Origin of the sequence: Gordonia sp. i37 (assembly GCF_002043085.1) — a bacterium.
GTDB classification, from domain to species: Bacteria; Actinomycetota; Actinomycetes; order Mycobacteriales; family Mycobacteriaceae; genus Gordonia; species Gordonia polyisoprenivorans.
Genome location: NZ_MVPX01000586.1, coordinates 1 through 9,524 on the forward strand (window position 1 = coordinate 1; position 9,524 = coordinate 9,524).

Here is a 9,524-nt window from a genome sequence, read left to right on the forward strand (position 1 = left end):
ACGTCGGCGACGAAGTCGATCTCGTCCCGATCGGCGACCGCGGACACGATGCGGTGTGCTCGCGCTGCGATGTCGTTCTCGATCTTGCGGATCTGTTTGGGCGTGAACGCCGCACTGACCAGCTTGCGGATCTTGTCGTGCTGCGGGTTGTCCATTGCGAGGAACGACATGGCCATTTCCAGGAACATCGACGGCAACATGTCGGCCATCACGCCGTAGCTCGATACGAACACATCGTTGTGCTGGCTGATCTCGGTGATGTGCTCATGTTTGACCACAGCCCAGAAGCCCGGATCGTCGGGATCGGGGACGACCGTCGTCTCCAGGGCCGGCTGCCAGGTCACCGGCGCGGTGGCCCGCAGCTGGGCGTACACCTTCTCCCGCACGGGTGCGTCCTGGTCCCAGAACGCATCGGAGGAGATGTTGACCGGGTGGTACTCGCGGGTCGCCGCGACGTCGTTGCTGGGGACGACGTCACCGTCGTCGTCGTCGAAACTCAGGTCGGCGTCGTCGAAAGTTGTTGACATGAGGGGTGTCCTGTCGATCGTTGGGCTGTCGGTGTGTGCGGCCGCTCAGTCGTCGGCGTGACTGAGCAGGATGTCGTACGGTTTGGCGTCACGGCCACCGGAGAGATCCACGTGGACCGCCTTGGCCTGGGTGTAGGCGTCGAGGGCGTCGGGGCCGAGTTCTCGACCCACACCGCTCTGCTTGTAGCCGCCGAAGGGGACCTGCGCGTTGATCTGGTGGGCGTCGTTGATCCACACGCTGCCGGTCTGGACCTGTTCGGCGACGGCGAGCCCGCGGCCGTTGTCGGTGGTCCACACGCTGGCGGCCAGGCCGTACTCGCTGTCGTTGGCGATGGCGATGGCCTCGTCGTCGGTGTCGTAGGGAATGACGGTGAGGACGGGTCCGAAGATCTCCTCCCGCGCCACCGGCATCGAGTTGTCGACGCCGGTCAGGATGGTCGGCGCCACCCAGTAGCCGCGTTGGAACTGCTCGCCCTCGGGAACGCCGCCACCGATCACCGCCTGCGCGCCGGCATCGACCGCGTCATTGATGTAGGCGAGAATCCGGGCCTGCTGTTTGCCGTCGATGACCGGTCCCATGTCGGTATCCCAATCATCGGGCGCGCCAACGGCAATCGTGCGGGCCCGCTCCACCAGCCGCGCCACGAAGTCGTCGTGCAGGCTGCGCGGCACGATCGCCCGCGTGCCCGACTCGCAGATCTGGCCGGAGTAGGTGAAGCAGCCGTAGAGCACACCGTCGACGGCGAGGTCGAGGTCGGCGTCGTCGAGGACGATCGACGGACCCTTGCCACCGAGTTCGAGGGTGACCTCCTTGACGGTGCCCGACGCCAGTTTCATGATTTCCCGACCGATCTGGGTCGATCCGGTGAACGCGATCTTGGCGACGTCGGGATGGCTGGCCAGCCGGGCACCGGCATCGCGCCCGTCGCCGGGCACCACATTGAGGACGCCGGCGGGCAATCCGTTGGCTTCGGCGATCTCGGCGAATCGCAGCATCGACAGCGGCGTGTGCTCGTCGGGTTTGACGACCACCGAATTCCCTGCTGCCAGAGCCGGTCCCACCTTCCACAGAGTCAGCAGCAGCGGGAAGTTCCACGGTGCGATCGCACCAACGACACCCAGGGGTTCACGATGCACCACGCTCTGCGCGAGTGCCGGGAAGGTGACCACGGGGGCCGGGCGGACGAACTGGTAGGTGTCGGCGAGATCGGCGAAGAAGGTGAAGTGCGCCAACGCATATCCGATGTGGAAACCGGTGGCCTGACGCACGGTGGCGCCGTTGGCCGACATCTCCAGCTCGACGAGTTCTTCGATCGCATCGTTGGCGGCGTCGGCGATCGCCCGCATGATCGCGGCCCGCTCCTGTGGGGTCTTGCCGGCCCACACCCGCGATTCGAAGGCCGCCTTGCCTGCGGCGACCGCGTCGTCGATGTGGCTCGCGGTGCCCTTGGCCACCGTCGCCACCACCGAGGCGTCGGCCGGGTTGACGATGGTCATCGACTCGTCGGTGTCGACGGCCTTGCCGTCGATGTGCAGTGCATGGTGTTGCACGTCAATACTTGTCATGTGTCTACCTCGACGGATCCAGGATGATCTTCATGGCCTCGCGGGCCTCGAAGAGCTTGTAGGCATCGGCTGCCTCCGACAGGCCCATGCGGTGGGAGATCATCGCGCTCGGATGGAGTTTGCCCGCGGTCATCAGTCCGATGACCTCGTCCATGTACTCGGTGATGTGACTGACGCCCATCTCCACCTTCACGCCCTTGAGATAGAGCTCGGCGAAGGGGAATCCGTCGATCGACTCCTCGGTGTAGACACCGGGGATCGAGAGCGTGCCGCCGGCACGCAACAACGGGATCGCGGCCAGCAGTGCCGACGGATGGCCGACGGCGTCGACGACGACGTCGGCGCCCCGCCAATCCGAGAGATCGAGCACCGCGTCGGTGCCGTCGACCTCGCCGGAGTTGACGCCGATGGCGCCGAACTTCTCGGCCTCGGTCAGTCGCGCGGCGACCTTGTCGACGACGATGACCTTGCTCGCACCGAGCGCGACCGCCGACATCGCGGCGCACAACCCGACCGGACCGGCACCGACGACGGCGACGATGTCGCCGGCGCGCATCGCGCGGGCAACGGCCTCGTGGCCGGTGGTCATGATGTCACCGGCGAACAGGATGTCCTCGTCGTCGATGTTCTCGCCCTCGGGGATGGCGCGGGCGGTCAGGTCTGCCGAGGGCACCACCACGTACTCGGCCTGCCCGCCGTCGAGATCACCGAGCGCGAGGCCCAGGCCGAAGATCCGGCTACCCGCGCAGTTGCCGGGCTGGTGCCGGCGACACTGATAGCACGCACCGCAGCTGACCACACACGACGACACGGCACGATCGCCCTCACTGAACTGGGTGACGGCGTCGCCGACGTCGACGATGGTGCCGAGGAATTCGTGACCGAGAATGATGTCGGACTCGAGTTCCAGACGTCCCTCGTAAGGGTGGAGATCGGTGCCGCAGATTGCCGTCTTCTCGACCTTCAGCAGCACATCGGTGGGCTCGGAGATGGACGGAATCGGTACGTCGTCGACCTCGAGCACATGCGGTGCGCGCAGCACCGCGGCCTTCATCGTGCTCACGCCTTCACCTCGGCATCCTTGGCGGCCACCTTCTCGCGGTACATCGGGAACAGCGGCTTGGTCAGCGGCACGAGCTTGAGGATCTTGTTGACCGGTCCCTTGGCCTTGACCTGTCCCTTGGCCAGGCCGACCGCGAGGTTGTAGTCACCACGCCAGAACTGATCGGCGGTGTCGCCGCGCATGAGCAGGGTGATGTCCGGCTTGAGGTCGCTCGGTCCGGTGATGACCTGGTAGTCGTCTCGGAAGGCGATGGTGACCTCGCAGTCAGGGTCGTTGTAGAGCACGCGCATGACGATGTTGGCCGCCTTGAGTTTCGGACCGGACTCCGGGTGCTCTCCGGCATCCCGGAACACCCCACCGATGTAGGTGTCCAGTTCCTCGGCGTCCTTGAAGTAACCCACTGCTGTCTCCTTCGAAGCGAAATATCAGGGCTGATTGCCTTGTGAGGTCATACTTCCAACCTGTTGTGATGCAGGTAACTCCCATCGGGAGGCATCTCTGTATCCCTTTCGGGGGAGTGACCCCCGCCACTATTGACACGGCGCCAACAACTCGCCTTAATTATTGACGCGGCGCCAAATACTCACGGCGCGATCCACCCCACTACAGCAACTCTCCGGAGGTAGCGATGTCCGACGATCAAGCAACCGAGCTCGCCGACCTCACCGCCCTTGCACGGGAGTTCTTCACGAAAGAGGTCGCGCCGCGATACGCCGAGTTCGCCGCGGCCGGGCGACCCGACCGGGCACTGTATCGCCGCGCGGGTGAGCTGGGCCTGCTATGCATGTCGATTCCCGAGGAGTACGGCGGCGGTGGCGCCACCTTCGCGCACGAGGCGGTCCTCTTCCGCGAACAGGCACGGTCGGCGGAACTGTCGATGCAACTCGGCGTCCACTCCGGCATCGTCCCCCACTACCTGCTCGCCTACGCCGCGCAAGCCCAGAAGCGACGCTGGATCCCGAAACTGGCCTCAGGCGAATGGATCGGTGCGATCGCAATGACCGAGCCCGGGACCGGCTCGGATCTGCAGTCCATTGCCACTCGTGCAGTGCGCGAGGGGCGAAGAGTATGTGATCTCCGGGGCCAAGACCTTCATCTCCAACGGTGCGACGTGCGACCTGCTGATCGTCGCCGCGAAGACCGACCCCACCAAGGGCGCCTCCGGCATCTCGTTACTCGTCGCCGAAGTCGGCGACGACACACCAGGTTTCGAGCGCGGACGCAACCTGAAGAAGATCGGCCAGAAGGGTCAGGACACCACCGAGCTGTTCTTCGACGGTCTCCGGGTGCCCGCCGAGAACCTCCTCGGTGGCGTCGAGGGCGCGGGCTTCGCCCAACTGATGACGCAACTGCCCCAGGAACGCCTCATCGTCGGGGCCGCCGCACTCGGCGCGGTGGAGGCCGCCTACGAGCACACCCTCGCCTACGTCAAGGAACGTCAGGCGTTTGGCAAGCCACTCTTCGGATTGCAGAACACCCGCTTCGAACTCGCCGACATCGCCACCACTGTCGAGGTCATGCGGGCCTTTGTCACCGATGCCATCGACCGGCACATGCGCGGCGAACTCGACGTCAAACACGCCGCGATGGTCAAACTGTGGTGCTCGGAGCAGCAGACGCAGGTCGTCGACCGCTGTCTGCAACTGCACGGGGGTTACGGATACATGGAGGAGTATCCGATCGCCCGGCTGTTCGTCGACGGCCGTATCTCGAAGATCTATGCCGGTGCCAACGAGGTCATGAAAGACCTCATCGCCCGATTCCTCTGACCCACGGCCATTCTCACCTCACCCACACACCCCCGAGGACATTCGTCATGACCGACGCCTATCTCTACGAAGCGATACGTACACCTCGCGGACGCGGCAAGAAGACCGGATCCCTGTACGGCACCAAGCCGATCGACCTCGTCGTCGGACTCATCGACGAACTACGGTCCCGCCATCCCCAACTCGACCCGGCACTCATCGACGACATCATCCTCGGGGTGGTCTCTCCGGTCGGCGATCAGGGCGCCGACATCGCCAAGACCGCGGCCCTGCGCGCCGGGCTCCCCGACACCGTCGGCGGGGTTCAACTGAACCGATTCTGCGGGTCTGGTCTCGAAGCGGTCAACATCGCCGCACAGAAGGTCGCCTCCGGCTGGGAGGACCTGATCCTGGCCGGCGGTGTCGAATCGATGTCGCGCATCCCGCTCGGCTCCGACGGCGGCGCATGGATGACCGACCCCGCCACCAACTACCACACCTACTTCATCCCGCAGGGTGTGGCCGCCGACCTCATCGCCACCGTCCACAACTTCACCCGCGACGACGTCGACGCCTACGCGGTCCGCTCCCAGCGACGTGCCGCCGCGGCGATCGCCGGCGGCTACTTCACCAAATCGATTGTCCCGGTGCGTGACCTCAACGGCACCGTCGTGCTCGATCAAGACGAACTGGTACGCGCCGAGACCACCGCCGACACACTGGGCGGCCTCAAGCCGTCGTTCGCGGCGATGGGATCGGCCGGCGGCTTCGATGCCGTCGCCCGGCAGAAATATCACTGGGTGGAGAGCATTGACCACGTCCACCACGCCGGCAACTCGTCAGGAATTGCCGACGGTTCGGCGCTGGTGGTCGTCGGCAGCGAATCCGCCGGTCGTAGTGCGGGATTGATACCGCGGGCCCGGGTTCTCGCCTCGGCGACCAGTGGCGCAGACTCCACCATCATGCTCACCGGTCCGGTACCGGCGACCGAGAAGGTCCTCGCCAAGGCCGGACTCACCATCGATGACATCGATCTGTTCGAGCTCAACGAGGCCTTCGCATCGGTGGTCCTGAACTACCAGCGTCACTTCGGAATCGACGACGAGATCCTCAATGTCAACGGCGGCGCCATCGCGATGGGCCATCCACTCGGCGCCACGGGGGCGATGCTCACCGGCACCATGATCGACGAACTCGAGCGGCGCGGCGCACACCGCGCGCTCATCACCCTGTGCATCGGCGGCGGCATGGGCGTTGCCACCGTCATCGAACGCATCTGAGGAAGGGGCCCACCATGACCATCACTGCAACCACTGTCCCAGCGACCACTCTTGCCGCAACCACGGGCGCCGGCATCATCGACTGGTCGGCCGATGCCGATGGCATCGTCACCCTGACCATCGACGACCCCGGTCAGCCGACCAATACCATGACCGACCCGATGGCCGCCGCACTGCGCGCGGCGGTCGAACGACTCGAGGCGGAGAAGGAGTCGATCACCGGCGTCATCGTGACATCGGGGAAGAAGACCTTCTTCGCCGGCGGCGATCTGCACAAGCTAATGAACGCCACCCCGGCCGACACCGCCGAGATCGCAGCGGGGCTCGACCATTTCAAGGAGTCTTTCCGACGTCTCGAGACTCTCGGCCGACCTGTCGTCGCGGCCATCAACGGTGCAGCACTCGGTGGCGGTTTCGAGGTTGCATTGTCCGCGCATCACCGAATCGCCCTGAACCACAAGGGGACCCATTTGGGTCTTCCCGAAGTGACCCTGGGCGTCCTGCCCGGCGCCGGCGGTGTCACGCGCGTCGTGCGAATGCTGGGGGTGACCGATGCCATTCTCAAGGTTCTCGGGCAGGGTCAGCGAATGAGCCCGGCACGGGCACTCGACGTCGGCGTGATCGACGCCGTCGCCGAATCCACCGAGGAGATGCTCACCGCCGCCCGCACGTGGATCACCACCCATCCCGATGCGGCACAACCGTGGGACCGCAAAGGCTATCGGATTCCCGGTGGCACCCCCTCATCGCCCGCGCTCGCCGCGTCGCTCCCCGCCTACCCCGCCACGATCCGTACACAGCTCAAGGGCGCGCCGATGCCCGCACCGATCGCGGTGCTCGCCACAGCTGTCGAGGGCGCCGCAGTGGACCTCGACACCGCCTTCGCCATCGAGACGCGCTATTGCGCCCAGCTGATATGCGGGCAGATCTCGACAAATCTGATCAAAGCGATGTTCTTCGACCTCAACTCGGTGAACAAGGGCAGCAGCCGCCCAGCCGGATATCCGGTTCGGACCGCGCAGAAGGTGGCCGTCCTCGGTGCCGGGATGATGGGCGCCGCAATTGCCTACGTCGCTGCTCGCGCCGGCGTCGAAGTCGTCCTGCGCGACATCACCGTCGAGGCCGCCGAGCACGGCAAAGGCTATTCCCGACGGATTCTCGACGCCGCAGTGGCCAAGGGGAGGATGGATGAGCGTGCGCGCGCCGCGGTACTCGATCGGATCGTGGCCACCGCCGACATCACCGACACCGCAGGTGCGGACCTCGTCATCGAGGCAGTCTTCGAGGACGTCGGACTCAAGCAGAAGGTACTCGCCGAGGTCGAACAGCATGCGGGCGCCGATGCTCTTCTGGCATCGAACACCTCGGCGTTGCCTATCAAGGAGATCTCCGCTGCCGTGACGCGCCCGGCCGAGGTCATCGGGCTCCACTTCTTCTCGCCTGTCGACAGGATGCCACTCGTGGAAGTCGTGGTCGGCGAGAACACCTCCGACGAATCCCTTTCCCGGGCATTGGATTTCGTTCAGCAGATCCGCAAGACCCCGATCGTCGTACGTGATGTGTACGGCTTCTACGCCAACCGTGTCATCGCCAAGTTCGTCGATGAGGCCCTGTCCCTGGTGGCCGAGGGAATGCACCCGGCCTCCGCCGAACAGGCTGCGCTGCAAGCCGGATTCCCCGCAGGCGCCCTGACCCTGTTCGACGAGATCAACATGAAAACGATCGCCAAGATCCGCGCCGGGTTCATCGCCGACGCAGAGGACCGTGATGTGCCCTTCGTACCCAGCGCGTCCTATCCGCTCGTCGATCGCATGTTGGGCGAATTCGATCGCCCGGGCCGCCTGGAGGGCAAAGGCTTCTACGAGTACGACGGTCCGGGCGGGGCCCGTCTGCGACTGTGGCCCGAACTGGCGGAACAGTATTGGCGTCCCGAGGTGAACATTTCCTTCGATGACGCCAAAGACCGCATGCTGGTGGCCGCAGCACTCGAGGCATACACGTGCTACGACGAGGGAGTCATCGGTACCGTTGAGGAGGCCAATGTGGGTTCCATAATGGGTATCGGGTATCCGGCATGGACTGGTGGCGCCCTGCAATTCATCAACCAGTTGGTCGGCGGCAGTGCCGGGTTCGTCGCACGTGCCGACGAGTTGCGCGCCCGCTACGGTGATCGCTTCGCCGTTCCGGCGTCCCTGCGCGCCCGGGCCGCACGTTCCGAACCCGTCACCTGAGTCCTCTGATCCACCTCCCGACGTGCGGACCAAAGGCGGCTCCTCACAACAGATCTGTCATGTTCTTCACCCGTCCAGAGGAGTGCCCTGACGGGCAGGATGTGACACGATGATGACGTGCCCGATGCAGACGAACCCCGGTGGCGCCGCAAAGGCCGCGACGAGCGGCGGACGGACATCCTGGTGGTGGCGATCCGGGCCTTTGGTGAGCAGCCCTATTCGGCCGTCCAAATGGCTGACATCGCTCGAAAGGCCGGCGTCACGAGGGGTTTGCTGAACCATTACTTCGGCACCAAACGTGACCTGTATCTGGAGGTCGTGCGGTCGATGATGTTCGTTCCCGTCCTCGACGAGCTCCACCTGCCCGAGGGCGACCGACGTGAACGAATCGAAGCGTGGGTGGACTGGTTCCTCGCGGTGCAGACCACGCACGGTGCGACCTGGGTCGCCGTCGGAGCCGATGGTCTCGGCGGCGACCCGGAGATCCGTCAAATTCTCGAGGACGCGGACGATCAAGCAGCGCAATCGGTCCTGGACGCGGTCGGCTTCACCGGCACCGGTGACGAACACCGGAGGGCGCTGGCCACAATCCGCGCCTACGGCGGTCTGGTCAAGGCAGCTGTACGGGAATGGGTGGGACGAGAGTCGTTGGATCACGAACACGTTCGCGACATCCTCATCACATCTCTCGATACTGTGCTGACCATCGCGATCGGCGCCGATGCCGACGCCCAATAGGACCGATCCCCGATAGGACCGTGCGCGCCGCCTCTGTTCGAACCGGCGCGCACGGAGTCTCAGACGAGGCTGTCGATCACCTCGGTAGGGCTATCGTCGTCGAAAGCGACGGCGCGACGGCGGGCTGCGGCATGGGCCTGGTCTTCGTTCTCCATGGATTGACGGATCGCACGCTGAGCGTTCTCCGGCAACGACGGCAACAACTCCAACACCCGCTGACGATGCCGCCCGACCGCCTTGCGTTCGGGCATACCCGGATTCGGTTGGACCTGCGGAATGATCTCGGTGAAATCCTCCTTCGTACCACCACCGGAGATCCCGGCCGCCGCCATCGCCGCCTCCGCAGCGACCAGAGCCTCGTCCTTCTCCTC

General features: G+C 65.1%; 6 protein-coding genes and 3 pseudogenes. 4 read left to right on the forward strand and 5 right to left on the reverse strand.

Going from position 1 to position 9,524, the window contains the following annotated elements; translation table 11 throughout:
* The 4 genes and pseudogenes from B1964_RS28355 to B1964_RS28370 all read right to left on the reverse strand — a co-directional run.
* Nucleotides 1-527 (reverse strand): annotated as a pseudogene (locus tag B1964_RS28355) (cytochrome P450); the annotation flags it as partial.
* Between the two features lie 45 nt (nt 528-572).
* Nucleotides 573-2,093, reverse strand: a complete 1,521-nt coding sequence (locus B1964_RS28360) for an aldehyde dehydrogenase family protein (RefSeq protein WP_079932169.1) — start codon at nt 2,091-2,093, stop codon at nt 573-575.
* Between the two features lie 4 nt (nt 2,094-2,097).
* On the reverse strand, nt 2,098-3,147 hold the full coding sequence (locus B1964_RS28365) for an alcohol dehydrogenase catalytic domain-containing protein (protein ID WP_253194254.1): 1,050 nt from the start codon (nt 3,145-3,147) through the stop codon (nt 2,098-2,100).
* 5 nt (nt 3,148-3,152) lie between these two features.
* On the reverse strand, nt 3,153-3,557 hold the full coding sequence (locus B1964_RS28370; RefSeq protein WP_079932171.1) for a hypothetical protein: 405 nt from the start codon (nt 3,555-3,557) through the stop codon (nt 3,153-3,155).
* A 227-nt stretch (nt 3,558-3,784) separates the two neighbouring features.
* Between B1964_RS28370 and B1964_RS28375 the strand changes: the two are divergent.
* The 4 genes and pseudogenes from B1964_RS28375 to B1964_RS28390 all read left to right on the forward strand — a co-directional run bounded on the left by B1964_RS28375 (nt 3,785) and on the right by B1964_RS28390 (nt 9,153).
* A pseudogene (locus tag B1964_RS28375) lies at nt 3,785-4,925 on the forward strand (acyl-CoA dehydrogenase family protein).
* A 47-nt stretch (nt 4,926-4,972) separates the two neighbouring features.
* Nucleotides 4,973-6,184, forward strand: coding sequence for an acetyl-CoA C-acetyltransferase (locus B1964_RS28380; protein ID WP_079932172.1), 1,212 nt, complete (start codon nt 4,973-4,975; stop codon nt 6,182-6,184).
* 14 nt (nt 6,185-6,198) lie between these two features.
* Nucleotides 6,199-8,415: a 3-hydroxyacyl-CoA dehydrogenase NAD-binding domain-containing protein gene (locus tag B1964_RS28385; RefSeq protein WP_079932173.1), complete on the forward strand. Its 2,217-nt coding sequence runs from the start codon at nt 6,199-6,201 to the stop codon at nt 8,413-8,415.
* A 117-nt stretch (nt 8,416-8,532) separates the two neighbouring features.
* Nucleotides 8,533-9,153, forward strand: coding sequence for a TetR/AcrR family transcriptional regulator (locus B1964_RS28390; protein WP_139765926.1), 621 nt, complete (start codon nt 8,533-8,535; stop codon nt 9,151-9,153).
* Nucleotides 9,154-9,212: 59 nt separating this feature from the next.
* Here the strand turns inward: B1964_RS28390 and B1964_RS28395 are convergent.
* A pseudogene (locus tag B1964_RS28395) lies at nt 9,213-9,524 on the reverse strand (ABC transporter ATP-binding protein); the annotation flags it as partial.